Source organism: Streptomyces sp. RPT161, from assembly GCF_027533845.1.
GTDB classification, from domain to species: Bacteria; Actinomycetota; Actinomycetes; order Streptomycetales; family Streptomycetaceae; genus Streptantibioticus_A; species Streptantibioticus_A silvisoli_A.
This window is the reverse complement of the sequence record NZ_JAPZVN010000001.1, coordinates 25,987-52,063: the sequence shown is the minus strand read 5'-3', so window position 1 is coordinate 52,063 and position 26,077 is coordinate 25,987. Positions and strand designations below refer to the sequence as shown.

Here is a 26,077-nt window from a genome sequence, read left to right as displayed (position 1 = left end):
CGGCATGGAGACACCGGCAGAGGTACGGGAGCGGCACGCCCAACTGGCCGAACAGGTCGAGGAGCACCGCTTCCGGTACTACGTGAAGGACGCGCCGGTCGTCAGCGACGCCGAATTCGACCGGCTGATGCGCGAGTTGGAGGCGCTGGAGGACGAGTACCCGCAGCTGCGCACGCCCGACTCGCCGACCCAGAAGGTCGGGGGGACGTATGCCACCGAGTTCACCGAGGTCCGGCACCGCGAGCGGATGCTCTCGCTGGACAACGCGTTCGACGAGGCCGAGTTGGCGGCCTGGGCGGACCGCGTCGCCCAGGACCTGGACGGGCTGCCGTACCACTTCCTGTGCGAGCTGAAGGTGGACGGCCTGGCCGTCAACCTCACCTACGAGCACGGGCGGCTGACCCGGGCCGCCACCCGGGGCGACGGCCGCACCGGTGAGGACATCACACCCAACATCCGTACCATCGGCGAGATCCCCAACCGCCTCAGGGGCGACCGGATCCCGGAGCTGGTCGAGGTCCGCGGCGAGGTCTACTTCCCGATGGAGGAGTTCGAGGCGCTCAACGCCCGCCTGGTGGAGGCTGGTGAGAAGCCGTTCGCCAACCCGCGCAACGCGGCGGCGGGCTCGCTCAGACAGAAGGATCCGCGCATCACCGCCAGCCGTCCGCTGCACATGGTGGTGCACGGCATCGGCGCCCGTAGCGGCTTCGACATCGACTGCCAGTCGCACGCCTACGAACTGCTGCACGAGTGGGGCCTGCCGACCGCCGCTCACTACAAGGTGGTCGACTCCATCGAGGCGGTGCGCGAGTACATCGCGTACTACGGCGAGAACCGGCACTCCGTGGAGCACGAGATCGACGGTGTGGTGGTCAAGCTGGACGAGATCGCGCTCCAGGGCCGCCTGGGCTCGACCTCGCGGGCACCGCGCTGGGCGATCGCGTGGAAGTACCCGCCGGAGGAGGTCAACACCAAGCTGGTCGACATCCGGGTCGGCGTCGGCCGCACCGGGCGGGTCACGCCGTACGCGGTGGTGGAGCCGGTGACGGTGGCGGGCTCCGAGGTCGAGTTCGCCACGCTGCACAACCAGGACGTGGTCAAGGCCAAGGGCGTGCTGATCGGTGACACCGTGGTGCTGCGCAAGGCCGGTGACGTGATCCCGGAGATCCTGGGCCCGGTGGTGGACCTGCGGGACGGCACCGAGCGGGAGTTCGTGATGCCCGCCGAATGCCCCGACTGCGGCGCGGCGTTGCAGCCGATGAAGGAGGGCGACGTCGACCTGCGCTGCCCCAACGCCCGTTACTGCCCCGCCCAGTTGCGGGAGCGCGTCTACTACCTGGCGGGCCGCAAGTGCCTGGACATCGAGAACTTCGGCTACGTGGCGGCCACCGCGCTCACCCAGCCGCTGGAGCCCGCGGAGCCGCCGCTGCGCGACGAGGGCGATCTGTTCGGCCTGACGGTCGAGGAGTTGCTGCCCATCAGGTCGTACGTGCTCGATCCGGACACCGGCCTGCCCAAGCGCGACCCGAAGACGGGTGAGGAGAAGGTCGTCACCTTCTTCGCCAACCAGAAGGGCGAGCCGAAGAAGAACACCCTGGCCATGCTGGAGAACATCGCGGCGGCCAAGGAGCGTCCGCTGGCCCGGATCATCACGGGGCTGTCCATCCGCCATGTCGGGCCGGTCGCGGCCGAGGCGCTGGCCCGCGAGTTCCGTGACCTGGACCGCATCGCCGAGGCGGACGAGGAGGAGCTGGCGGCCGTGGAGGGCGTCGGCCCGACCATCGCCGCCTCGCTCAAACAGTGGTTCGCCGAGGACTGGCACCGGGAGATCATCGAGAAGTGGCGGGCCGCCGGTGTCCGTTTCACCGAGGAGGGCTCCGACGAAGGCCCCCGGCCACTCGAAGGGCTCACCGTGGTGGTAACCGGAACCCTCCAGGAGTACACGCGAGATGGCGCGAAAGAGGCGCTCGTCAGCCGTGGCGCCAAAGTGACAGGGTCTGTTTCGAAGAAGACCGGATTCGTTGTGGTGGGAGACAACCCCGGTTCGAAGTATGACAAGGCGGTTCAGCTGAAGGTGCCGATCCTCGATGAGGCGGGGTTCGCCGTGCTGCTCGAACAGGGTGCGGACGCGGCTCGTGAGGTGGCGGTCAACCCGACCGAATAACAGGTATACGTCACCCGTTCGGCGCATACCAGAAGGATGAGGGAAGCAGTGTTCCATTCGGGCAACCACGGTGGATCGCTGCCCGCGGCAGGCTTATCCGGCCTACTGTTGAGGAGCGCTCCTGCCGGGCATCAGTCCCAACGCCGGGCGTGGCGACCAACAGGCGCAGCACCCCCGGCTGTGAGAGGGACGGGCATGAAACCGACGGACAGCGCCGAACCGGCTTCGCGCCGACGGCGGTCCGCCGTGCCGCCGGTACCCCCGGCGGTGCTGCGCGGAGGGCTGGTAGCCGGTGCCGCGCTGGCGCTCACGGCGGGCGTGGCACGGATACTGGCGGACGGTCACGCCCTGTTCCCCGGCGGCGCGCCGGGCTGGGCGTTCGCCATCCTCACCGGCATCATCGTCGGCCATCTGGTGGCGCTCGGCCGCGACCGCTGGTGGGGCGGCACCGGATCGGGCGCCGCGCTCACCCTGGCGGTGCTGCTGCTGTACGGCTGGGTGCCCTCGGTCCTGGTCAGCCTGGCGGTGGTGGTGCTGGTCGGCACCGCCCGCAGGCACCGATGGCGGCAGGCGGTGCTGCACGGGGCGGTGGACATCCTGGGCATCGGCGCGGCCGCGCTGGCGCTGACGGTGTCCGGCAACCACCCTTCCGTGGAACGCCCCTGGCGGCCCGAGACCTGGGAGCTGTCAGCGCTGCCGGTGGTCGTCGCGGCCTCGCTGTGCTACCTCGCGGCGACCCGCACCCTGCTGTGGTACGCGGTCGCGCCGCGCGGCGGCGGGCTGCCCACGGTGGCCCGTACCGCGCTGATACGGCAGGCCCTGGTCGGGGTGGCGCTACTGGGCATCTCGCCGCTGATCGTCGTGGTGGCCGACCGGATGCCGGTGGTGCTGCCGCTGTTCGCGGTGCCGCTGATCGCGCTGGACTCCACGCTGTGGATCGCCAGGGCCCGGGCGGAGGAGCAGCTGCGCGACCCGCTGACCGGACTGCCCAACCGCCAGTGGCTGTTGGAGCGCACCTGGTCGGCGCTGGACCACGCGGAACGCAACGGTGAACGTGCGGCACTGGTACTGATAGATCTCGACCGGTTCCGCTCGGTCAATGACACACTGGGTCATCTCGCCGGTGACCGGCTGCTGTTGCAGATAGCTGACCGGCTACGGCTCGCACTGCCGCGCGGCGCGGAGGCCGCCCGGCTCGGCGGCGACGAGTTCGCCGTGCTGCTGCCCGCCTGCGACTCGCCGACCCGCGCCCAGCGGGTGGCCCGCACGCTGGTCGGGGCGCTCAGCTCACCGCTCAACCTGGACGGGCTGACGCTGGTGCTGGAGGCCAGCGCCGGCGTGGCCGTCTTCCCGGACCACGCGGTGGACGCCGAGGGGCTGCTGCGGCGCGCGGACGTCGCGATGTACGAGGCCAAGCAGGACCGTAGCGGGGTCGAGGTGTACGAGGCCACCCGGGACGGCAACACCCCTGACCGGCTCGGCCTGTTGGGCGATCTGCGGCGCGCGCTGGACGTCGGGGACGTCAAGCTGCACTACCAGCCCAAGGTGCGGTTCGACGGACAGGTGGCCGGACTTGAGGCGCTGCTGCGCTGGGAGCATCCGGAGCGCGGGCGGGTCAGCCCCGAGGAGTTCATCGCGATCGCCGAGAGCTCCGGACTGATGCCGCAGTTGACCGAGTACGTGCTGGAGACCGCGCTGGCGCAGGTGGCGCGGTGGCGCCAGATGGGCATAGAGGTGCCGGTCGCGGTGAACGTCTCGCCACGCGATGTGCACAGCCCCGGGTTCGCGGGTGCGGTGGCGGCGCGGCTGGCGCGGCATGGAGTGCCGCCGGGGGCGCTGCAGTTGGAGATCACCGAACACGTACTGCTGGAGGATCCGCAGCGCGCCGCCGACACGCTGGCCGGGTTGACCGGGCACGGGGTGAAGATGTCGCTGGACGACTTCGGCACCGGGTACTCGTCGCTGGTGCATCTGCGGCGGCTGCCGGTGAGCGAGCTGAAGATCGACAGGTCGTTCGTGGCCCGGCTGGTGGTCGACAACGAGGACGCGGAGATCGTGCGCTGCACGGTGGATCTGGCCCATTCCCTGGGCCTGCTCGTGGTCGCGGAGGGCGTCGAGGACGACGAGACGTGGGAGCGGCTGCGCGATCTCGGGTGCGACGCGATCCAGGGCTGGCTGGTGGCGGCGGCGATGCCGCCGGAGGAGACGACGGCGTGGCTGCGGATCCGGGCGAAGAGCGGGTGGCATCGCGGGGATGATTCCGTTCGCCCCACGCAGGCGTCCCCTTCGGGCCAGCCCGTGAAGTAGCTCTCCCACCCACCGCCCCTCTCCGCGGGTGTGCCCCAGGCTTCGCCTGGGGCTGCGCCCAGACCTCGCTGGCGGCGCCGCCCGACCCCCGCCTCCAGCCGGGGCTCCAGGCCCCGCCCGAAGCGCCCGGGGTGACGCCGTGGCCGGGGCGGGAGAGCCCCCGGCGGGGCCACAGGCATAACCGTTTCGCGGGGGTGGGGGCGGGAGCCATAGGATTGGGCGCGGAAACTACAGACTCACTCCCTGAGGATCGCCGCATGCCTGGCATCACGCGCGAGGAGGTCGCCCACCTCGGCCGGCTGTCGCGTCTTGAGCTGAAGGACGAAGAGCTCGATCACTTCGCCGAGCAGCTCGACGAGATCATCGGCGCGGTCGCCCGCGTCTCCGAGGTGGCCGGCGAGGACGTACCGCCGACCTCCCACCCCCTGCCGCTCACCAACGTCATGCGCCCGGACACCGTCCGGCCGTCGCTGACCCCCGAGCAGGCCCTCTCCTGTGCCCCGGCGCAGGAACAGCAGCGCTTCAAGGTGCCGCAGATCCTGGGGGAGGACTGAACCGTGAGTGACGTGCGCGCGGCCGCCGGGCCGCACCCGACCACGAAAGCCGCGCCTCTGCGCCGCGCGGGCGGAGAAGCGAACAGTAAGGCAGGGGCATGACCGACCTGACCAGGCTCACCGCGGCCGAGACCGCCGCGAAGATCGCCTCCGGCGAGACCTCCGCCGTCGAGGTCGCCCAGGCTCACCTGGACCGGATCGCCGCGATCGACGAGAAGGTGCACGCCTTCCTGCACGTCGACAGCGAGGGCGCGCTGGCCGCCGCCCGCGCGGTGGACGACAAGCGTGCCAGGGGCGAGAAGCTCGGCCCGCTCGCCGGTGTCCCGCTGGCGCTCAAGGACATCTTCACCACCGAGGGCGTGCCGACCACCGTCGGCTCCAAGATCCTCGAGGGGTGGATCCCGCCGTACGACGCGACCCTCACCAAGCGTCTAAAGGCCGCGGACATCGTCATCCTCGGCAAGACCAACATGGACGAGTTCGCCATGGGGTCCTCCACCGAGAACAGCGCCTACGGCCCGACCTCCAACCCCTGGGACCTCACCCGCATCCCGGGTGGTTCCGGCGGTGGCTCCTCGGCCGCGCTGGCCTCCTTCCAGGCGCCGCTGGCCATCGGCACCGACACCGGCGGCTCCATCCGCCAGCCCGCGGCGGTCACCGGCACCGTCGGCGTCAAGCCGACCTACGGCGGGGTGTCCCGCTACGGCATGGTCGCCTTCTCCTCGTCGCTCGACCAGGGCGGGCCGTGTGCCCGCACCGTGCTGGACGCGGCGCTGCTGCACGAGGCGATCGCCGGGCACGACCCGCTGGACTCCACCTCCATCGACGCTCCGGTTCCGCCGGTGGTCGAGGCGGCGCGTAACGGCGACGTGAAGGGCCTGCGGGTCGGCGTCGTCAAGGAGTTCGCCGGTGAGGGCTACCAGGCCGGTGTGATGCAGCGCTTCAACGAGTCCGTGGAGCTGCTGCGCGAGCTGGGCGCCGAGGTCGTGGAGCTGTCCTGCCCCTCGTTCACCTACGCGCTGGCCGCGTACTACCTGATCGCGCCGTCCGAGTGCTCCTCGAACCTGGCCCGCTTCGACGGCCTGCGGTACGGGCTGCGCACCGGCGACGACGGCACCCGCAGCGCCGAGGAGGTCACCTCCCTCACCCGCGAGGCAGGGTTCGGCCCCGAGGTCAAGCGCCGCATCATGCTGGGCACTTACGCGCTCAGCTCCGGCTACTACGACGCGTACTACGGCTCGGCGCAGAAGGTGCGTACCCTCATCACCCGGGACTTCGAGCGGGCCTTCGCGGACGTGGACGTCCTGGTCTCGCCGACCACCCCGACCACCGCGTTCCCGATCGGGGAGCGGGCGGACGACCCGATGGCGATGTACCTCGCCGACCTGTGCACCATCCCGGCGAACCTCGCGGGCAACGCGGCCATGTCGCTGCCCTGCGGGCTCGCGCCGGAGGACGGTCTGCCGGTGGGCCTGCAGATCATCGCCCCCGCGCTGGCCGACGACCGGCTCTACCGGGTCGGCGCGGCGGTCGAGGCCGCGTTCACCACCCGTTGGGGACACCCGCTGCTTGAGGAGGCACCGACTCTATGAGCACCGCGAAGAAGGTCAAGGGCTTCAAGAAGTCCAAGCCCGGCACCTACCTGCAGATCGGCACCTCGCTGTTCGGTGCCGTCTCCGTGATCAAGCAGCTGCGCACCGCGCGGAGCGAGGGCGACAAGCTCAAGCTCATCGACGCGGTGGTGGGTGCGACGGCCATCGTCACCGGCGTGGCCCTGCTCGTACGCGATCTGCGCCGCCTCGACAGCGGCGACGTCCTCGCCGACTGACGGGTCAGAAAAGGGAAAGTTTCCGTGACTGTCACTGAAGACCTGGTGTCGTACGAGGACGCGCTGGCGGCCTACGACCCCGTCATGGGCCTTGAGGTCCACGTCGAGCTGGGCACCAAGACCAAGATGTTCTGCGGCTGTTCGACCGAGCTGGGCGCGCCGCCCAACTCGCAGACCTGCCCCACCTGCCTCGGCCTGCCCGGCTCGCTGCCGGTGGTCAACGCGGTCGGCGTGGAGTCCGCGGTCAAGATCGGTCTCGCGCTCAACTGCGAGATCGCCGAGTGGTGCCGGTTCGCCCGGAAGAACTACTTCTATCCGGACATGCCGAAGAACTTCCAGACCTCGCAGTACGACGAGCCGATCGCCTTCAACGGCTATCTGGACGTCGAGGTCGACGGCGAGACCTTCCGGGTCGAGATCGAGCGCGCCCACATGGAGGAGGACACCGGCAAGTCCACCCATGTCGGCGGCGCGACCGGCCGCATCCACGGCGCCCAGCACTCGCTGCTCGACTACAACCGGGCCGGCATCCCGCTGATCGAGATCGTCACCAAGCCGATCGTCGGCGCCGGCGCCAAGGCCCCTGAGGTCGCCAAGGCGTACGTGGCCGAACTCCGCGAGTTGATCAAGGCGTTGGGCGTCTCCGAGGCCCGCATGGAGATGGGCCAGATGCGCTGCGACGTCAACCTGTCGCTGCGGCCCATCGGCGAGGAGAAGTTCGGCACCCGCTCCGAGACGAAGAACGTCAACTCGCTGCGCAGCGTGGAGCGCGCCGTCCGGTTCGAGGTCCAGCGGCACGCCGCCGTGCTCGGCACCGGTGGCAAGATCGTGCAGGAGACCCGGCACTTCCACGAGGAGGACGGCTCCACCACCTCCGGCCGGATCAAGGAGGAGGCCGAGGACTACCGGTACTTCCCGGAGCCCGACCTGGTCCCGGTCGCGCCGTCGCGCGAGTGGGTCGAGGAACTGCGGGCGACGCTGCCGGAGTTGCCGCGGGTGCGGCGCCAGCGCCTCCAGGCGGAGTGGGGCATCTCGGACCACGAGATGCAGTCGGTACTCAACGCGGGCGCCATCGACCCGATCGTCGCCACGATCGACGCGGGCGCCCCGGCCGACCAGGCCCGTAAGTGGTGGATGGGCGAACTGGCGCGCCGCGCCAACGAGTCCGGCACCGAGCTGTCCGCGCTGCCGATCTCCGCGGCGCAGGTGGCCCGGGTCTGCGAGCTGGTCGCCGAGGGCACGCTCAACGACAAGCTGGCCCGCCAGGTGATCGAGGCGGTGCTGCTCGGCGAGGGCGACCCGGACCAGGTCGTGGAGCAGCGCGGGCTGGCCATCGTCTCCGACGACAGCGCGCTGGGCGCCGCCGTGGACGAGGCCATCGCGGCCAACCCGGCGGTGGCCGACAAGGTCAGGGACGGCAAGATCGCGGCGGCGGGCGCGCTGGTCGGCGCGGTCATGAAGGCCACCCGCGGCCAGGCCGACGCGGGCCGGGCCCGCGAGCTGATCCTGGAGCGCCTGGGCGTCCAGGGCTGAGACCCACCGTGGAACCAGAGAGGCGGCGATCCGGTACCCCCGGGTCGCCGCCTCTCGCGTACGGCGGCGCGCCCGACGCGCGGCCCCCGGCGCTGCCGCGTACGGCCTGGGTAAGGCCCTGATGAAGGCCCGCTGAGAATTCCCTCCCACGGCTGTGAGGAAGGCCACGAAAGCCGCAAAGGATCTCTTCCGGCTGCCACAGTGGACCGCTGTACCCGCATGTTCTTTGAGGGCATTCGGCCCGAAAGATTCTTTTGCCCGGGTAGTTCCGGTAAGCGCCAGGAAGCAGGGGAATGGCCGCACTCGCCCGGTGGTGTCTGCACCGCCGCCTCGCTGTGATCGTGCTGTGGCTCGCGGCGTTCGCCGGACTCGCCACGGCGGCCTTCGCCACCGGATCCGCGTACTCCAGCGTCTACAACGTTCCCGGCACCGAGGCCGGGCGGGCGGCGGCGCTGCTCGGCAAGTCGTTCCCGGGCGCGGCGGGGTCGGCCGACACCATCGTCTGGCACACCACGCACGGCACCGTGCGCGCCGCCTCGGTGGAGCAGCGGGTCGGCCGCGCGCTGGACGAGGTCTCCCGGCTGCCCGGCGTGCGCACCGTCACCAGCCCGTACGGCCCGCAGGCCGCGGGTGCCGGTGGCGCGCAGATCAGCCGGGACGGGCACACCGGGTACGCCACGGTCACCTTCGACGCCGACGCCGAGCACCTCGACGCCGGCCAGGTGAAGCACGTGGTCAGCACCGCGAAGAGCGCCGCGGCCAAGGACCTCCAGGTCGAACTCGGCGGTGACGCCATCGCGCTCACCCAGCCGGCCAGCGGACAGCTCAGCGAGGTCGTCGGGGTGGCGGTGGCCGCCGTGGTGCTCCTGATCGCGTTCGGCTCGCTGGCGGCGATGTGCCTGCCGATCGTGACCGCCTTGGTCAGCGTGGGCGCAGCGACGATGGGCATCCAACTGCTCAGCCATGTCATGAGCATCGCCAACTTTGCGCCGATGCTCGGCACGTTGATCGGCCTTGGCGTGGGCATCGACTACGCGCTGTTCATCGTCACCCGGCACCGCAGGGGCCTACGGCGCGGTCTGCCGGTGGCCGAGGCGGCGGAGCGGGCCATCGCCACCTCGGGGCGCGCGGTGGTGTTCGCGGGTGGCACGGTGTGCGTGGCGGTGCTGGGCATGCTCGTACTGCGGCTGAGCTTCCTCACCGGGGTGGCGATCGCCGCCGCGCTGACCGTGCTGCTGACCGTCGCCGCCTCGGTCACCCTGCTGCCCGCGCTGCTGGGGGTGATCGGCAGGTTCGCACTCAGCAAGCGTGAGCGGCGACGGCTCTGCGAGCACGGCCCGCAGCCGGAAGTGCCCACCGGCCTGGCCGCCCGCTGGTCGGGCTTCGTGGAACGCCATCCGCGGCTGCTGGCCACTGTGGCCGCAGTGGTGATGCTGGTGCTGGCGGTGCCCACGTTGTCGATGCGCCTGGGTACCTCGGACCAGGGCAACGATCCCGCGACATCCACCACCCGCAAGGCGTACGACCTGGTCGCCGAGGGCTTCGGGCCGGGCGTCAACGGCCCGCTGCAACTGGTCGCGCGTACCGACGACGCGGCCGACAAGGTCGCCCTGGACAAGCTCACCGACACCCTGCGCGACACCCACGGCGTCGCCTCGGTCGCCGCCGGAACCGCCCAGCGCTCCGGTGACATCGAGGTGCTGACCGTCGTGCCCACCACGGCGCCGCAGTCGCAGGACACCAGCGACCTGATCAACCGGCTGCGGCACGAGGTGGTCCCGGCCGCCGAGAAGGGCACGGACCTCCAAGTCGACGTGGGCGGGGTCACCGCGGGGTACGACGACTTCGCGTCCGTGATCGTCGGCAAGCTGCCGGTGTTCGTCGGCGTGGTGATCGCGCTCGGCGGCGTACTGCTGCTGCTCGCCTTCCGCAGCCTGGGCATCCCGCTCAAGGCCGCACTGATGAACCTCGCCGCCGTGGCCTCCTCGTTCGGGGTGGTGGTGGCGATCTTCCATTGGGGCTGGGGCAGCGAGTTGCTGGGCCTGGGCCGGGCCGGTCCCATCGAACCGTTCCTGCCGGTGATCATGGTCTCGGTGCTGTTCGGGCTCTCCATGGACTACCAGGTGTTCCTGGTGAGCAGGATGTACGAGGAGTGGCGGGAGACCGGCGACAACCGGCGGGCGGTACGGGTCGGGCTGGCCGAGACCAGCCGGGTGATCAACTCGGCCGCGGTGATCATGATTTCGGTGTTCCTGGCGTTCGTGCTCAGCGGCGACCGGGTGATCGCGATGTTCGGCATCGGACTCGCCGCCGCCGTCGCGCTGGACGCGTTCGTGCTGCGCACCCTGCTGGTACCGGCGCTGATGCATCTGCTCGGCGGCGCCAACTGGTGGCTGCCCGGCTGGCTGGAGCGCAGACTGCCCCGGCTGAGCATCGAGCCGCCCGAGACTGAGGAGGCACCGGCGCCGCCTAAGGTCCTCCAGGCGCCGGACGCCGTACGGCCTAAGGCATCCGGTACCGCATAGATCGGTAACTCGCCCGATGTGGCGCACCCCCTGGGAGACGAGGCTTGGGGCAGATCGAAAAGCCCAAGTCACCACGTTCACAGGGGGAGTCATGTACTACTACGAGTCCGAGATCCGGTCCCGCGCCGCCGAGCTGCGGCGGGACGCCTGCAAGTGGCGGCGGGCCCAGGAGGCGCGCCGCGGCCAGGACGACGCGCCGCCCGCCCGCGGTCGTGCGGTGGCCCGGCTGCGCTCCCTCATCCACCCGCGCCTGGTCGGCTGACCAGCCGGTATGACGGCCATCGCGCCGGTCCGCAGTACACCGCGCACCGGATTGTCAGACCCCTGTGCGATGCTCGGCATCGTGCAGACGCAGCCCGTGTCCCCGGTGTTCGTCGGCCGCATCCGCGAGCTGACCGACCTCGACGCCGCGCTCGCCCGCGCCAACGCGGGCGAGCCGCAGGCGTTGCTGGTCGGCGGCGAGGCGGGGGTCGGCAAGAGCAGGCTGCTTGAGGAGTTCCTGGGCCGCTGCCGCGCCGCGGGCGCGGTCACCGCGACCGGCGGCTGCGTCGAAATGGGCTGCGACGGGCTGCCGTTCGCCCCGGTGGCCACCGTGCTGCGGGTACTGCACCGGCAGTTGGGGGACGAGCTGGCCACGGCCGCCGCCGGAGTGGAGGGTGAACTGGCCCGGCTGCTGCCGGAGTTGGGCGAGGCCACCCGCGAGGCGCACAACGAGACCGGCCGGGCCCGGCTGTTCGAGCTGACCGCCCGGCTGCTGGAGCGGCTCGCCGCGGACCGTACGCTGGTCGTCGCCATCGAGGACCTGCACTGGGCGGACAGCTCCACCCGCGAACTGCTCGGCTATCTGTTCCGCTCGCCGCACCGGGCCCGGCTGGTGGTGATCGCCACCTACCGCTCCGACGACATCCACCGCCGCCATCCGCTGCGGCCGTTCCTCGCCGAGACCGACCGCATGCGCGTGGTGCGCCGCATCGAGCTGCGCCGCTTCAACCGGGCCGAGGTGCACGCCCAGTTGGCCGGGATCAACGGCACCGAGCCCGGCCCCGCCCTGGTCGACCGGGTCTTCGAGCGCTCCGAGGGAAACGCCTTCTTCGTCGAGGAGTTGGCGCGCAGCATCGCCAAGGGCTGCGGGAGCGGACTGAGCGAATCGCTGCGCGACCTGCTGCTGGTAAGGGTCGAGGCGCTGACGGAGGACGCCCAGCGGGTGGTGCGGATCACCGCCGAGGGCGGCTCCGAGGTGGAGTATCCGCTACTCGCCGCGGTGGCCGGGCTCGGGGAGGAGCAGTTGATCGAGGCGCTGCGGGACGCCGTCGGCGCCAACATCCTGCTGCCCACCGCCGACGGCGACGGCTACCGGTTCCGGCACGCCCTGGTCCGGGAGGCGGTGGTCGACGATCTGCTGCCCGGCGAGCGCTCCCGGCTCAACCGCCGTTACGCCGAAGCCCTGGAGGCCGATCCCGCGCTGGTCCGCGCCGACCAGCGCGCGGCCCGGCTGGCCAGCTACTGGTACCACGCCCATGACCCGGCCAAGGCGCTGCCCGCGGTGCTCGCCGCCTCCGTGGACGCCCGCCGTCGGTACGCCTACGCGGAGCAGATGCGGCTGCTGGACCGGGCGTTGGAGCTGTGGGAGGACACCCCGCCGCACATCCGCCAGGCGCAGCGCCCCTTCGACCAGGTGGACGTGTACCCGGCCTGCGGCTGCGACGACGAGGCGCTCAGCCACCTCGACCTGCTCGCCGAGACGGTGGTCGCCGCCCATCTGTCCGGAGAGCGCGAGCGGGCGCTGTCCATCATCAAGCGGGCGCTGCGCGCCCTGGACGACGGTGCGGACGCCCTGCGCGCCGCCTGGTTCTGGACCCAGCGCGGCAAGCTGCTGGAGGGCCTGGGCCGGGGCGACGGTTGGGCGGAACTCAGCCGCGCCCAGGAACTGGTGCGCGGTCTGCCGCCGTCCGCAGTACATGCCGAGGTGCTGGCCCAGGTGGCGGGCTGGTGCGCGCTGCACGAGCCGGGCCCCGAAGCGTTCAGCACGGCGGAACGGGCGGTGGAACTGGCCCGGTTGGTGGGCGCCGAGGGCACCGAAGTGCACGCCAGGCTCACCCTCGGCTGGCTCAAGGTGGACTCCGGAGATGTCGCGGACGGCCTGGCCGAGATGGCCGAGCTGTGCGAGCGGGTCACCGAGATCGGCAACGTCGGCGTGCTCGGCCGCTGCTACGTCAACTACGCCTCCGCCCTCGAAGGGGTCGGCCGCTCCGACCAGGCGGTTCAGGCGGCGCTCAGGGGCGTCGAGGTGGTGCGCCGGTTCGGACTGTCCGACGCCAGGGCGTGGTTGTACTGCAACCTCGCGGAGTCGCTGTTCTCACTCGGGCGTTGGGCCGAAGCCGAGGAAGCGGCGCTGTCCGCGCGGCGCCTGGCCGCTGGAGCCAACCCCCGCGCCGCCGCGGCCAGCAGACTCACCCAACTCGCACTGGCCCGGGGCGAGCTGGACACCGCCGAGCGTGAACTGGCCGTCTCCCGCGAACACTACGGCACCCACAATCCGCAGCCGCAGTACACCATCCCCACGCTGCGGCAGACCCTCAGCCTCGCCGCGGCCCGCGGCCGGATCCAGGACGCCCGCGCCGCACTGGACGAGGCGCTGGCGGAGGGCTTCCCGCCCGGCACCCAGCGGCACGCCTGGCCGCTGCTGCTCGCGGCGGCCAGCGCGGAGGCGGACGCCGGTGGGCTGCCCGTCGCCGCACCGGACCGGGCCGAAGTCCTGGGCCGCATACGGCTCGCGGCGCGACGGCTGCCCGGCACCGTCCCGGTGTGGCAGGCGTACGCACGGCTGGTGGACGCCGAACTGCTGCGCGCCGAGGGCCGGGACACCCCCGGGCTGTGGGCCGAGGTGGTCGCCGCCTTCGAACCGCTGGAGCGGCCGTACCAGTTGGCGACCGCCCGGTTCCAGTGGGCGCGTGCGCTGCTCGCCTCCGGCGCGGACGGCGAGGCCCGGCAGCGCGCCGCGCGTCCGCTCGCCCTGGCCCACGCGGCCGCCGAGCGAATGGGCGCCGGTCCACTGCGCGAGGGCACACAGCTGCTGGCCCGGCGGGCCCGCCTGTCGTTGGACGAGACGTCCGACGGCGACGGCCAGGACCCGGCCGAGGAGTTGGGCCTGACGCCACGCGAGCGCGATGTGCTGCGGTTGGTCGCGGCGGGGCGGAGCAACCGGCGGATCGCCGAGGAACTGTTCATCTCGCCGAAGACGGCGAGCGTCCATGTCTCCAACATCCTGGCCAAGTTGGCGGTCTCCAACCGCGGTGAGGCGGCGGCGCTGGCGCACCGCCTGAGGCTGTTCGCCCCGGAACCCGCCCCAGCGGCTCCCCACTGACGGCGGCGGGAGGCGCGCGCCCCCACGGGGGTGGGGCACGCCCCTCCCGCCGCGACGGCTCTCATCGGGGGCAACTCGCGAAAGGGCTCTGCCTGATGGGGGCCGGGGTTAGCCCCGGAAAGGGACCCGTCGCGGTGGTGAGCAACCGCGACGGCCCAGACCGGTGGTCTCCAACCCACCGCGACCAAACCGCCGCCGGGCAACCCTCAGTCCCACGACCCCCTGGCAGGCGGCAAACCCGTGACTTCCGCCAAGTCCGCCGCAGACAGCCGTAGTTCCGCCGCCGCCGCGTTCTCCCGGGCCCAGTGGGCCCGCTTCGTGCCCGGTACCGGCACCACGTGCCGGCCTTGCGCCAGCACCCAGGCCAGCGCGACCTGCCCGGGAGTCGCCCCGTGCCGTACCGCGACCCGGCGCAAGCCGGCCACGATGGGCTGGTTGGCGGCCATCATCTCGGCCGTGAACCGCGGATGCCGGGCTCGTACGTCGTCCGGTTCGAAGCCCTGGCCCGGGGTGAGCGTGCTGGTCAGGAAGCCGTTGCCGAGCGGCATCGCCGCCATCAGGCCGACGCCGCGCACCGCGCACCACGGCAGCAACTCATCCAGCGCCTCCCTGGCCCACACCGACAGCTCGGCCTGCACACAGCTCACCGGGAACACCTGCTGCGCCCGCTCCAGCTGGCGCACCGTCTCGGTGTGCAATCCCGTTCCGTAGCGCCGGTTGCCGCGCGCGCCCACCGCGCACAACCCCAGCGAACGCACCTTGCCCGCGGCGACAAGTTCCGCCATCGCGCCCCAGGTCTCCTCGATCGGTACCTCGGGGTCCACCCGGTGCAGCTGGTACAGGTCGATCACATCGGTCTGCAACCGGCGCAGCGAGGCGTCGCAGGCCCTTCTTATGTAGCCGGGGCGGCCGTTGGCCACGATGTGCTGGTCGCCGACGAGCAGACCGCACTTGGTGGAGAGGAAGGCATCCTGCCGCCGCTCCTTCAACACCCGCCCCACCAGAAGCTCGTTGGTGAACGGGCCGTACATGTCGGCCGTGTCGAGCAGCGTGGTGCCCGCGTCGAGTGCCGCGTGCACGGCGCGCAACGAGCCCTCGCCGTCCTGCTGCGAAGTGGTGTACGCCCAACTCATCGGCATGCAACCCAGCCCCACCGCGCCCACTTCGAGGGCTGCCGCACCGATCGACCTGCGCTCCACCTTGGCCCCGTCCTCCTGAAGCTTCCCGCCCGTCGCCCCCCCACCGCTCTCGAAGGAGGCGCTCCGCGCCGCAGCGCTGACCAGCAGGGCGCCCCCCAAGGTAACGCGCCGGTAGAAGGCGCGTTCGTACAGGCCATCGCATAGCCTCCAGAGCATGGTGCGAAGCGCGAACACTCCCGTGACGGTCTGGCTGCCGATGGACCCGGCCACCATCGACGGGCTCCCCGAGGGGCCCGAGTACGTGCGCTGGGACGGCGAGGACGAGTTCCCGGCCGACCCCCGTAACATCGACTTCTACGTACCGCCGTACATGCGCGGCGCCGAGGTCGCCACCCGGCCGCTGCGCCACGGCGCCCGGCCCGGCGTGGTGCAGACGCTCACCGCCGGGGTCGACCACGTACAGGACGAGGTGCCGCGGGAGACGGTGCTGTGCAACGCCCGCGGGGTGCACGACGCCAGCACCGCCGAGTTGGCGGTCACCCTCACCCTCGCTTCACTGCGCGGCATCCCGCGCTTCGTGCGGGGCCAGGACAACGAGAAGTGGTACGCCGGGATGTACCCGGCGCTGGCCGACCGGACGGTGGTCATCGTCGGTTACGGTGCGATCGGCGCCGCGATCGAGGACCGGCTCACCCCGTTCGAGTGCGAGGTGGTGCGGGTGGCGCGTTCGGCGCGGGAGGCCGAACGCGGCCCGGTGCACGCCATGGCCGAGCTGCCGCGGCTGCTGCCCGGCGCCGATGTGGTGATCCTGGTGACCCCGCTCACCGAGGAGACCCGGCACCTGGTGAACGCGGAGTTCCTGGCCCGGATGCCGGACGGCGCCCTGCTGGTCAACGTGGGGCGCGGCGCCGTGGTGGACACCAAGGCGCTGCTGGCCGAGCTGGAGTCAGGACGGCTGACCGCGGCCCTCGACGTCACCGACCCGGAACCGCTGCCTCCAGGGCATCCGCTGTGGCACGCGCCGGGAGTACTCATCTCCCCGCATGTGGGCGGGAGTTCCTCCGCGTTCCCGCCGCGCGCCCGGCGCCTACTCGTTGAGCAACTGCGCCGTTACCTCACCGGGGAGCCGCTGCGCAACACCGTCAGCGCCCCCGAGCCCCCGAAGTTCTGACCGAAAGGCATCAGATGAACACGCTCCGAAACCGCCATCATCTGCCCGATTACGCTGTGTAGAGGAGCTATGTCCCTGAGTGACGGATCTGGTGTATCGTCCCGATCGGGGGTGCGCCGAACAGGCCACGCTTGGCCCTGGCGCGCACCGGAGATGAACAACGCGCACCGGAACGAAACTGTCCGGTCGGTTGCCGAGAACCGGAGACCGGACACTTCAGGACGCGCTTCAGGACGCGAGGGGGATGACGGGCGATGTGCGGCGAATGGAGATTCTCACCGGTACGGACACACCGCCGGGTGCGGTGCCGGGCGGTCGGATGAGCGCGTCCGGGGCGGTGCTCTCCGGTCCGTCCGCCGCTGGCGGACGGACGGCACTCGTGCCCCAACTCCTCGTCGCCGTGCTCTGTGGCGGCTACGCCGCCGGCGCCGCCCTGGGCTGGGGCTCGCCCGCCCTCGCGCAGTTCATGGGTGACTTCGGGCTGTCCGGCGCAGCGTTGACCGCCTGTGCGTCGTGCCTGTGGTACGCGCGCTCCGTCCCCGGCCGGAACCGGCCCGCCTGGGTGCTGTTCGCCGTCTCCTCCGCGATGGTCGCGGCGGGCAACGCCGTCTGGGGATGGTACGAACTGGTGCTGCGCGAGGCCGTACCCCGGGCCTCCGCCGCCGACTTCTGCTTCCTGCTGTTCGCACCGCCGGCCATCATCGGCCTGCTGGTGCTCGCCAAACGCCCGGTGAACAGGGCGGGTTGGATCTGCCTCGGCCTGGACGCCTGGTTGATCGGCGGCTCGCTGCTGACGTTGACCTGGAGCCTGGCGCTGGCCCGTACCGCGCAGTGGGACGGCCGCAGCACGGCCAGCATCGCACTGTCGCTGGCCTATCCGGTACTGGACATCATGTTGGTTTCCATGGTGCTGGCGTTGCACTTCAGGCGCTCCTCGGCCAACCGCTCCGCGGTCAACACCGCGATCGCGGCACTCGCCCTGACCGTGCTGTGCGACGCGCTGTTCACCTCGCCGCTGCTGCGTGAGCACTACCGCTCGGGGCAGATCCTCGACGCGGGCTGGTTCGCCGGGAGCATACTGCTGGCGTACGCGCCATGGGTCGGCAAACGGGACACAACCCGCCGTACGGTACCGCCGCACGGCTCACCGGACCCCAGGGGCAACGGTTCGCTGGGCGCGCTCACCCCGTATCTCGCCGCCGCCGTCTGCACGTTGGGGATCCTGTACAACGTGCTCAACGGTCGGAAGATCGACCGGGTGGTGCTGTTCACCGGCTGCACGGTCGCCCTCGTACTGGTGGCGCGCCAGGGCATCATGCTGCTCGACAACATCGCGCTGACCCAGGAACTGGCCCAGAAGGAGAACCACTTCCGCTCCCTGGTCCAGGGGTCCAGCGATGTGATCATGATCGCCGCGCACACCGGCGTCCTGCGCTACGTCAGCCCCGCCGCCAAGGGTGTCTACGGGCGGGACGCCGAGCAGATGGTGGGCACCGAACTCGCGTCGCACATCCATCCGGAGGACCTCGGCAGAGTGCTGCACGAGGTGCGGCGGTTCCTTGCCGCACCGCCCTCCGAGGAGCCCGCCACCCGTATCGAGTGCCGCATCCGCTCCGGCGACGGCGGCTGGCTCAACGTGGAGTCCTCCGTCAACCGCTACCAGGGCGGCCTGATCTTCAACAGCCGCGATGTGACCGAACGGGTACGGCTCCAGGCCCAGTTGCAGCACAACGCCTCCCACGACCCGCTCACCGACCTGCCCAACCGCGCGCTGTTCTCCGAGCGGGTACGACAGGCGCTCGGCGGCCGCCGAGCCGACGACGGCGAGGCCGCCGTGCTCTACATCGACCTGGACGGCTTCAAGGCGGTCAACGACACCGTGGGCCACCAGGCCGGGGACGAACTCCTCATCCAGGCCGCCCGCAGGCTCCAGGAGTCGGTACGGGCCGGGGACACGGCGGCACGGCTGGGCGGCGACGAGTTCGCCGCCCTCATCTGTGGTGGCAAGGGTGACCGGCACGTGCGCGAGCAGCAGATAGTGGAGATCGCCGAACGGCTGCGGATGACCCTGTCCGAGCCCTACGCCGTACTGGCGGGCAACGCGGCCCGCGGCGGCCCGTCCGACGGCGCGCGCGGCACCACCGCCGAGCGCACCGGGCAGCGGGTCGGGGAGACCACGGTACGGGTGGCCGCCAGCATCGGCGTGGCCTTCGCCGGACCCGGCATCGGCCCGGCCGAGCTGATGCGCAACGCCGACCTGGCCATGTACCGGGCGAAGTCCGCGGGCAAGAACCGCGTGGAGGTGTACGCGCCGCAGATGCAGGCCGAGGTGGCGCGCCGCGCGGAGCTGGCCGAACGGCTGCGAAACGCCCTGGACAAAGGCGAGTTCACCTTGCTGCACCAGCCCGTGGTGGACCTGGAGAGCGGAGTGGTGGACGCCGTCGAGGCGCAGGCCCGCTGGCGGTCCGCCCAGGGCATCCTGTTCACCCCGGCCGAGTTCCTGCGGCTCGCCGACCAACGCCGGGAGGTGGACGAGGACCGCGCCGAGGTCAGCCGCTGGATGCTGGAGCAGGCCGTCGAACAGGCCGCGCACCGGCACCGTATGGGACATCGGGTGCCGGTGTCGGTGCGGATGTCGGCGCGGCGGTTGATGGGCCGCGATCTGCCGCCCAAGACGGTGGAGTCGCTGCTGGCCCGCCATGAGCTGCCCGCCGGTGCGCTGGTGCTGGCGCTCACCGGCCACGATCCGGGGATCTGCCTGGACGAGTTGGAGCGGCGGCTGCTCGCGCTGCGCCGCGCGGGGGTGACCATCGCGCTGGAGGGGTTCGGCACCGGCTACGCGGGCATGCTGGCGCTGCGCAGGCTGCCGGTCGACGTGGTGCGGCTGGACCGGGCCTTCACCGCGGACCTGGTGGAGTCGGCCCGGGTACACAAGATCACCGCCGGGCTGCTGCGGATCGCCCGCGACCTCGGCCTGCGCTCGGTGGCCGACGGCGTGGACCGACCCGAGCAGGTGGTGGCGCTGCGCGAGATGGGGTGCACGCACGGGCAGGGCATGGCGTTCTCCGGGCCGCTGGACGAACCGCGGCTGCGCGGCTCGCTGGCCCGCGGCGGCTACCCGGTGCCGATGTGCGCGGAACGCGATGTCGTACCCGCGGGTAGCGGGATGGGGCTTCGGGGGGTGTCCTCTGACCAGCAGAACACGGCGCTCACATAAAACCATCGCGCTCACATAATGAGACGTCCGTCCCACCCACTTGACACTGGTGACCAAGGGGGAGGAGGGTCGGAGCCATGCGCACCCGAATTCTCGTACTTGGAAAGCGCGTCGGCTGATCCCGGGGCCACTCGTCCGCCCCGCTGACAGCACCGGCGCGCTCCCCTCGCTTGCCTAACGGCACGAGGGGTTTTTTGTTGCACTGGCACCTACCGCCCCTCATACCATTGAGCCGGGGCGGCCTCTTCGAGAAGAGAAACGCAGATGACCGAGCAGGCCACTGGGGCCCACCATCCGCAGCCGCGGGCCCGCAGCGCGGCACAGGCAGCACAGCCCGTCACCGAGCACGTGACGGGTGCCCAGTCCCTCATCCGCTCTCTGGAGGAAGTCGGCGCCGACACCGTATTCGGCATTCCCGGCGGGGCCATCCTTCCCGCCTACGACCCGATGTTCGACTCGAAGCGCGTGCGCCACATCCTCGTCCGCCACGAGCAGGGCGCGGGCCACGCCGCCACCGGCTACGCACAGGCCACCGGCAAGGTCGGGGTGTGCATGGCCACCTCGGGGCCCGGTGCGACCAACCTGGTGACGCCGATCGCCGACGCGCACATGGACTCGGTGCCGCTGGTCGCGATCACCGGCCAGGTCAGCTCCAAGTCGATCGGTACGGACGCCTTCCAGGAGGCGGACATCTGCGGCATCACCATGCCGATCACCAAGCACAACTTCCTGGTGACCAAGGCCGAGGACATCCCGCACACCATCGCCGAGGCGTTCCACATCGCCTCCACCGGACGCCCGGGACCGGTCCTGGTGGACATCGCCAAGGACGCGCTCCAGGCGCAGACCGTCTTCAGCTGGCCGCCGCAGACCGACCTGCCCGGCTACCGCCCGGTGACCAAGCCGCACGCCAAGCAGATCCGCGAGGCCGCCAAGCTGATCGTCCAGGCCAAGCGGCCGGTGCTGTACGTCGGCGGCGGGGTGCTCAAGGCCCAGGCCACCGAGGAGCTGCGGATCCTGGCCGAGCTGACCGGCGCGCCGGTCACCACCACGCTGATGGCGCTGGGCGCCTTCCCGGACAGCCACCCGCAGCACGTCGGCATGCCCGGGATGCACGGCTCGGTCTCCGCGGTCACCGCGCTGCAGAAGGCCGACCTGCTGATCGCGCTCGGCGCCAGGTTCGACGACCGGGTGACCGGCAAGGTCGACACCTTCGCCCCGCACGCCAAGATCGTGCACGCCGATGTCGACCCGGCCGAGATCGGCAAGATCCGGGCCGCCGACGTGCCGATCGTCGGTGACGCCCGCGAGGTCATCGCCGATCTGATCGTCGCGGTCCAGGCGGAGCACGAGGCCGGCCACCGCGGCGACTACGCCGACTGGTGGGCCCAGATCGACTCCTGGCGCAAGACGTACCCGCTCGGCTACGACCTGCCGGACGACGGCAGCCTGTCCCCGCAGCAGGTCATCGAGCGCATCGGCCAACTGGCGCCGCCCAACACCATCTACGCGGCCGGGGTCGGCCAACACCAGATGTGGGCCTCGCAGTACATCAACTACGAGAAGCCGTACACCTGGTTGAACTCCGGCGGCGCCGGGACGATGGGCTACGCGGTCCCGGCCGCGATGGGCGCCAAGGCGGGCATGCCGGACGCCGCGGTGTGGGCGATCGACGGCGACGGCTGCTTCCAGATGACCAATCAGGAACTGGTCACCTGCGCGCTGAACGACATCCCGATCAAGGTCGCCATCATCAACAACGGCGCGCTGGGCATGGTCCGCCAGTGGCAGACCCTGTTCTACAACGAGCGGTACTCCAACACCGTGCTGCACTCCGGCCCCGCGGCAGAGGAGAAGCAGGCCAACCTCGGCACCCGCACCCCCGACTTCGTCAAGCTCGCCGAGGCGATGGGCTGCGTGGGCATCCGCTGCGAGGACCCCGCCGACCTCGACGCGGTGATCGAGAAGGCCAACTCCATCAACGACCGCACCGTGGTGGTGGACTTCATCTGCCACGAGGACGCGATGGTCTGGCCGATGGTCGCCGCGGGCACCTCCAACGACGAGGTGATGGCCGCGCGCGGAGTCCGCCCGGACTTCGGCGACATGGATGACTGAGACCAGGACCGAGCCAGGAAGCGAAGGAAGAACCGCCGTTATGTCCAAGCACACGCTCTCCGTCCTGGTGGAGAACAAGCCGGGCGTGCTGGCCCGGATCACCGCGCTGTTCTCGCGCCGCGGCTTCAACATCGACTCGCTCGCCGTCGGCACCACCGAGCACCCCGACATCTCCCGCATCACCATCGTGGTCAACGTGGTGGAGGAGCTGCCGCTGGAGCAGGTCACCAAGCAGCTCAACAAGTTGATCAACGTGCTCAAGATCGTCGAGTTGGAGCCGTCAGCGGCGGTGCAGCGGGAACTCGTCCTGGTGAAGGTCCGCGCAGACAACGAGACCCGCTCGCAGATCACCGAGATCGTCTCGCTGTTCCGCGCCAAGACCGTCGACGTCTCACCGGAGGCGGTCACCATCGAGGCCACCGGCGGCAGCGAGAAGCTGGAGGCGCTGCTGAAGATGCTGGAGCCGTTCGGGATCAAGGAACTGGTCCAGTCCGGCACCATCGCCATCGGCCGCGGCGCCCGCTCCATCACCGACCGCTCGCTGCGCGCCCTGGACCGCAGCGCGTAACCGGTCCGCCGACCGCATGGCGAGACCGTCAAGACCCCCTTCCACCCACCGGCATACGGTGGGAGGCGCAACCTTCACATCAGCCAAGGAGAAGTCCCAAGTGGCCGAGCTGTTCTACGACGAAGACGCCGACCTGTCCATCATCCAGGGCCGCAAGGTCGCGGTTCTCGGCTACGGAAGCCAGGGCCACGCCCACGCGCTGTCGCTGCGCGACTCGGGAGTGGACGTGCGGGTCGGCCTGCCCGAGGGCTCCAAGTCGCGGGTGAAGGCCGAGGAGCAGGGCCTGCGCGTGGTCACCCCGGCCGAGGCGGCCGCCGAGGCTGACGTGATCATGGTCCTGGTGCCGGACCCGATCCAGGCCAAGGTCTACGAGGACGCCATCAAGGGCAACCTCAAGGACGGCGACGCGCTGTTCTTCGGGCACGGGTTCAACATCCGCTTCGACCTGATCAAGCCCCCGGCGAACGTGGACGTGTGCATGGTCGCCCCCAAGGGCCCGGGCCACCTGGTGCGCCGCCAGTACGAGGAGGGGCGCGGGGTGCCGTGCATCGTCGCGGTCGAGCAGGACGCCAGCGGCAACGCGTTCGCGCTGGCGCTCTCGTACGCCAAGGGCATCGGCGGAACCCGGGCGGGCGTCATCAAGACCACGTTCACCGAGGAGACCGAGACCGACCTGTTCGGCGAGCAGGCGGTGCTGTGCGGTGGCGCCTCCGCGCTGGTCAAGGCGGGCTTCGAGACCCTGGTCGAGGCGGGCTACCAGCCGGAGATCGCGTACTTCGAGTGCCTGCACGAGCTCAAGCTGATCGTCGACCTGATGTACGAGGGCGGCCTGGAGAAGATGCGCTGGTCGATCTCCGAGACCGCCGAGTGGGGTGACTACGTCACCGGTCCGCGGATCATCACCGACGCCACCAAGGCGGAGATGAAGAAGGTCCTCGGCGAGATCCAGGACGGCACGTTCGCGCGGAACTGGATCAACGAGTACAACGCGGGTCTGCCCAAGTACAACGAGTACAAGAAGGCCGACAGCAACCACCTGCTGGAGACCACCGGCAAGGAGCTGCGCAAGCTGATGAGCTGGGTGGACGACGAGGCGTAACGCCTCCGGCGCGGTTGGTTCCGGTCCGGGGGCTCCGGCCCCCGGACCTCCTCGCGCGGGCCGCGCCCCCGTGTCCCCCGTCCTGGTTGTGGTTAGCCGCGGCGTATAGACCCGTGAGGGTGATCCTTACGGAACGGCGGGAGACGCGCGGTGGTCCGCCGATACAATTCGTTAACAAGCGCGTCAGGCTCACAGCGTCGTGCGTCTTCCACGCGGCATGCCATCCCTCCCTCTCTGGAGCGGCCGTACGGGACCGGCCAGCCCGAAGGACAAGTGAGGACTCCGTGAGCACTGCTTCAACCACCAAGCCTGTCGTACTCATCGCCGAGGAGCTGTCGCCCGCGACCGTCGACGCGCTCGGGCCGGACTTCGAGATCCGGCACTGCAACGGCGCCGACCGTTCCGAGCTGCTGGCCTCCATCACCGACGTCGACGCGATCCTGGTCCGCAGCGCCACCAAGGTCGACGCCGAGGCGATCGCCGCCGCCCGGAAACTCAAGGTCGTGGCCCGCGCCGGGGTCGGCCTGGACAACGTGGACGTCTCCGCCGCCACCAAGGCGGGCGTGATGGTCGTCAACGCGCCGACCTCCAACATCGTCACCGCCGCCGAGCTGGCCTGCGGCCTGATCATCGCCACCGCCCGCAACATCCCGCAGGCCAACTCCGCGCTGAAGAACGGCGAGTGGAAGCGCAGCAAGTACACCGGCGTCGAACTGTCCGAGAAGACCCTGGGCGTGGTCGGCCTCGGCCGCATCGGCGTGCTGGTCGCCCAGCGGATGTCCGCGTTCGGGATGAAGATCGTCGCTTACGACCCCTACGTACAGCCCGCGCGCGCCGCGCAGATGGGCGTCAAGCTGCTCTCGCTGGACGAGCTGCTGGAGGTCTCCGACTTCATCACCGTGCACCTGCCCAAGACGCCCGAGACCCTCGGCCTGATCGGCGACGAGGCGCTGCACCGGGTCAAGCCGAGCGTCCGGATCGTCAACGCCGCCCGCGGCGGCATCGTCGACGAGGAGGCGCTGGCCTCGGCGTTGAAGGAGGGCCGGGTCGCGGGCGCGGGCCTGGACGTGTTCTCCACCGAGCCGTGCACCGACTCCCCGCTGTTCCAGTTCGACTCCGTCGTCGCCACCCCGCACCTTGGCGCGTCCACCGGCGAGGCCCAGGAGAAGGCGGGCATCGCGGTCGCCAAGTCCGTACGGCTCGCGCTGGCAGGCGAGTTGGTGCCGGACGCGGTCAACGTGCAGGGCGGTGTGATCGCCGAGGACGTACGACCCGGACTGCCGCTCGCCGAGAAGCTCGGCCGCATCTTCACCGCCCTCGCCGGCGAGGTCGCGGTGCGCCTGGACGTCGAGGTGCGCGGCGAGATCACCCAGCACGACGTCAAGGTGCTCGAACTCTCCACGCTCAAGGGCGTGTTCGAGGATGTCGTCGCAGAAACGGTCAGCTATGTGAACGCCCCGCTGTTCGCCCAGGAGCGCGGCGTCGAGGTCCGGCTGACCACCAGCTCGGAATCGCCCGAGCACCGCAACCTGGTGACCGTGCGAGGCACGCTGGCGGGCGGCGACGAGGTGTCGGTCTCCGGGACGCTCGCGGGCCCGAAGCACATCCTGAAGATCGTCGGAGTCGGCGACTTCGACGTGGACCTGGTCCTCACCGAGCACATGGCCTTCCTGCGCTACGGTGACCGCCCCGGCATCGTCGGCATCATCGGCCGGATCCTCGGTGACGCCGGGATCAACATCGCCGGTATGCAGGTGGCCCGTACCACCGAGGGCGGCGAGGCGCTGGTCGCCCTGACCGTGGACGACTCCATCCCGCAGCCCGTACTGGCCGAGATCGCCCAGGAGATCGGCGCCACCTCGGCGCGCGCGGTCAACCTGGTGGACTGACCGCGGGGTTGCCCGACCCGTCCGGCCCGTCGCCCTCCCGGGGCGGCGGGCCGCTGCTGTCTGTTCGCCGTGCGGGTTGGCGCCGCACCGCCGAGCAGCCCTCCATGGCGCGATCTGGACATCGACCCGCCAACGCTCGCCAGGCAGGCCCTAGCATGGCGGTTCGGGTGCCAAGGGGGAGGGGCCACAGGGATGTCCTTACGGGGCCGGGCGGTGTGCGTCGTGCTCGGGGTCGCGTTGGCGGTCCCCGGCTTCACGGCCTGCAACGACCTGAACACATCGGCGGACTGCGGCAGGTCGGCGCTGAGGATCACCGGGGATGTGCAGGACGTGGTGGCCGCGGTCACCAACGTGGGGAACCTGGTGGACTCCGAGCGGCGCAAGCAGACGTCCCAGTCGTTCCACAAGCTCCAGCGGGACGTCAAGGACATGGCCAGGAACAGTCACAACGTCGACCAGCGCAAGGCGGCCGACGATGTGGCCAAGGCCGCGCGGGGCGTCAAGGCCGCGGCCGACAGCGGCGGTTCGCCGGACGTGAAGCCGCTGGGCGACGCGGCGGCCGAGCTGTCCAGGGTGTGCACCTCGTCCTGAGCGGACGACG

At 70.9% G+C, this 26,077-nt stretch carries 17 protein-coding genes; 16 read left to right on the top strand and 1 reads right to left on the bottom strand.

Annotated features, from left to right (window positions below; genetic code table 11):
* The first annotated feature begins 4 nt into the window (after positions 1-4).
* The 9 genes from ligA to O5O46_RS00160 all read left to right on the top strand — a co-directional run bounded on the left by ligA (position 5) and on the right by O5O46_RS00160 (position 14,275).
* Positions 5-2,164 (top strand): NAD-dependent DNA ligase LigA, encoded by a 2,160-nt coding sequence (gene ligA / locus O5O46_RS00200; protein ID WP_269853098.1) that lies wholly within the window; start codon positions 5-7, stop codon positions 2,162-2,164.
* 195 nt (positions 2,165-2,359) lie between these two features.
* Positions 2,360-4,471, top strand: a complete 2,112-nt coding sequence (locus tag O5O46_RS00195) for a putative bifunctional diguanylate cyclase/phosphodiesterase (protein WP_269853097.1) — start codon at positions 2,360-2,362, stop codon at positions 4,469-4,471.
* 257 nt (positions 4,472-4,728) lie between these two features.
* Positions 4,729-5,025 (top strand): Asp-tRNA(Asn)/Glu-tRNA(Gln) amidotransferase subunit GatC, encoded by a 297-nt coding sequence (gene gatC / locus O5O46_RS00190; protein WP_269853096.1) that lies wholly within the window; start codon positions 4,729-4,731, stop codon positions 5,023-5,025.
* A gap of 98 nt (positions 5,026-5,123) precedes the next feature.
* Complete coding sequence (gene gatA, locus O5O46_RS00185) at positions 5,124-6,617, top strand: Asp-tRNA(Asn)/Glu-tRNA(Gln) amidotransferase subunit GatA (protein ID WP_269853095.1); 1,494 nt, start codon at positions 5,124-5,126, stop codon at positions 6,615-6,617.
* Complete coding sequence (locus O5O46_RS00180; protein ID WP_269853094.1) at positions 6,614-6,853, top strand: hypothetical protein; 240 nt, start codon at positions 6,614-6,616, stop codon at positions 6,851-6,853. The genes gatA and O5O46_RS00180 overlap by 4 nt, the downstream gene beginning before the upstream one ends.
* Before the next feature lie 24 nt (positions 6,854-6,877).
* Positions 6,878-8,386: an Asp-tRNA(Asn)/Glu-tRNA(Gln) amidotransferase subunit GatB gene (gatB, locus tag O5O46_RS00175; protein WP_269853093.1), complete on the top strand. Its 1,509-nt coding sequence runs from the start codon at positions 6,878-6,880 to the stop codon at positions 8,384-8,386.
* A gap of 293 nt (positions 8,387-8,679) precedes the next feature.
* On the top strand, positions 8,680-10,911 hold the full coding sequence (locus tag O5O46_RS00170) for an MMPL family transporter (RefSeq protein ID WP_269853092.1): 2,232 nt from the start codon (positions 8,680-8,682) through the stop codon (positions 10,909-10,911).
* Positions 10,912-11,002: 91 nt separating this feature from the next.
* On the top strand, positions 11,003-11,173 hold the full coding sequence (locus O5O46_RS00165; RefSeq protein ID WP_269853091.1) for a hypothetical protein: 171 nt from the start codon (positions 11,003-11,005) through the stop codon (positions 11,171-11,173).
* A 69-nt stretch (positions 11,174-11,242) separates the two neighbouring features.
* A complete protein-coding gene (locus O5O46_RS00160) occupies positions 11,243-14,275 on the top strand; it encodes a helix-turn-helix transcriptional regulator (protein WP_269853867.1) in 3,033 nt (1,010 codons plus the stop codon).
* Positions 14,276-14,481: 206 nt separating this feature from the next.
* Here O5O46_RS00160 and O5O46_RS00155 read toward each other — a convergent pair whose 3' ends face one another.
* Positions 14,482-15,474 (bottom strand): aldo/keto reductase, encoded by a 993-nt coding sequence (locus tag O5O46_RS00155; protein WP_269853866.1) that lies wholly within the window; start codon positions 15,472-15,474, stop codon positions 14,482-14,484.
* A 154-nt stretch (positions 15,475-15,628) separates the two neighbouring features.
* Between O5O46_RS00155 and O5O46_RS00150 the strand changes: the two genes are divergently transcribed.
* From O5O46_RS00150 to O5O46_RS00120, 7 genes are all read left to right on the top strand, one after another.
* Positions 15,629-16,585, top strand: coding sequence for a 2-hydroxyacid dehydrogenase (locus O5O46_RS00150; RefSeq protein ID WP_269853090.1), 957 nt, complete (start codon positions 15,629-15,631; stop codon positions 16,583-16,585).
* Between the two features lie 319 nt (positions 16,586-16,904).
* Positions 16,905-19,802 carry a putative bifunctional diguanylate cyclase/phosphodiesterase gene (locus O5O46_RS00145; RefSeq protein ID WP_269853865.1) on the top strand — a complete coding sequence of 966 codons (2,898 nt, stop codon included), beginning with the start codon at positions 16,905-16,907 and terminating at the stop codon, positions 19,800-19,802.
* Positions 19,803-20,066: 264 nt separating this feature from the next.
* The gene (locus tag O5O46_RS00140) at positions 20,067-21,920 is read left to right on the top strand and encodes an acetolactate synthase large subunit (protein WP_269853089.1); all 1,854 of its coding nucleotides are present in this window, start codon (positions 20,067-20,069) and stop codon (positions 21,918-21,920) included.
* Between the two features lie 40 nt (positions 21,921-21,960).
* Positions 21,961-22,488, top strand: a complete 528-nt coding sequence (gene ilvN, locus O5O46_RS00135) for an acetolactate synthase small subunit (protein ID WP_269853088.1) — start codon at positions 21,961-21,963, stop codon at positions 22,486-22,488.
* A gap of 100 nt (positions 22,489-22,588) precedes the next feature.
* Positions 22,589-23,587 (top strand): ketol-acid reductoisomerase, encoded by a 999-nt coding sequence (ilvC, locus tag O5O46_RS00130; protein ID WP_269853087.1) that lies wholly within the window; start codon positions 22,589-22,591, stop codon positions 23,585-23,587.
* Positions 23,588-23,871: 284 nt separating this feature from the next.
* Positions 23,872-25,476 (top strand): phosphoglycerate dehydrogenase, encoded by a 1,605-nt coding sequence (gene serA / locus O5O46_RS00125; RefSeq protein ID WP_269853086.1) that lies wholly within the window; start codon positions 23,872-23,874, stop codon positions 25,474-25,476.
* 192 nt (positions 25,477-25,668) lie between these two features.
* Positions 25,669-26,067, top strand: a complete 399-nt coding sequence (locus O5O46_RS00120; RefSeq protein ID WP_269853085.1) for a hypothetical protein — start codon at positions 25,669-25,671, stop codon at positions 26,065-26,067.
* Positions 26,068-26,077: the final 10 nt, after the last annotated feature.

Coding starts and splice junctions, on each gene's coding strand:
- ligA (WP_269853098.1), top strand. CDS start 5: ATGGAGACACCGGCAGAGGTACGGGAGCGGCACGCCCAACTGGCCGAA.
- O5O46_RS00195 (WP_269853097.1), top strand. CDS start 2,360: ATGAAACCGACGGACAGCGCCGAACCGGCTTCGCGCCGACGGCGGTCC.
- gatC (WP_269853096.1), top strand. CDS start 4,729: ATGCCTGGCATCACGCGCGAGGAGGTCGCCCACCTCGGCCGGCTGTCG.
- gatA (WP_269853095.1), top strand. CDS start 5,124: ATGACCGACCTGACCAGGCTCACCGCGGCCGAGACCGCCGCGAAGATC.
- O5O46_RS00180 (WP_269853094.1), top strand. CDS start 6,614: ATGAGCACCGCGAAGAAGGTCAAGGGCTTCAAGAAGTCCAAGCCCGGC.
- O5O46_RS00170 (WP_269853092.1), top strand. CDS start 8,680: ATGGCCGCACTCGCCCGGTGGTGTCTGCACCGCCGCCTCGCTGTGATC.
- O5O46_RS00165 (WP_269853091.1), top strand. CDS start 11,003: ATGTACTACTACGAGTCCGAGATCCGGTCCCGCGCCGCCGAGCTGCGG.
- O5O46_RS00160 (WP_269853867.1), top strand. CDS start 11,243: ATGCTCGGCATCGTGCAGACGCAGCCCGTGTCCCCGGTGTTCGTCGGC.
- O5O46_RS00150 (WP_269853090.1), top strand. CDS start 15,629: ATGGTGCGAAGCGCGAACACTCCCGTGACGGTCTGGCTGCCGATGGAC.
- O5O46_RS00145 (WP_269853865.1), top strand. CDS start 16,905: ATGAGCGCGTCCGGGGCGGTGCTCTCCGGTCCGTCCGCCGCTGGCGGA.
- O5O46_RS00140 (WP_269853089.1), top strand. CDS start 20,067: ATGACCGAGCAGGCCACTGGGGCCCACCATCCGCAGCCGCGGGCCCGC.
- ilvN (WP_269853088.1), top strand. CDS start 21,961: ATGTCCAAGCACACGCTCTCCGTCCTGGTGGAGAACAAGCCGGGCGTG.
- O5O46_RS00120 (WP_269853085.1), top strand. CDS start 25,669: ATGTCCTTACGGGGCCGGGCGGTGTGCGTCGTGCTCGGGGTCGCGTTG.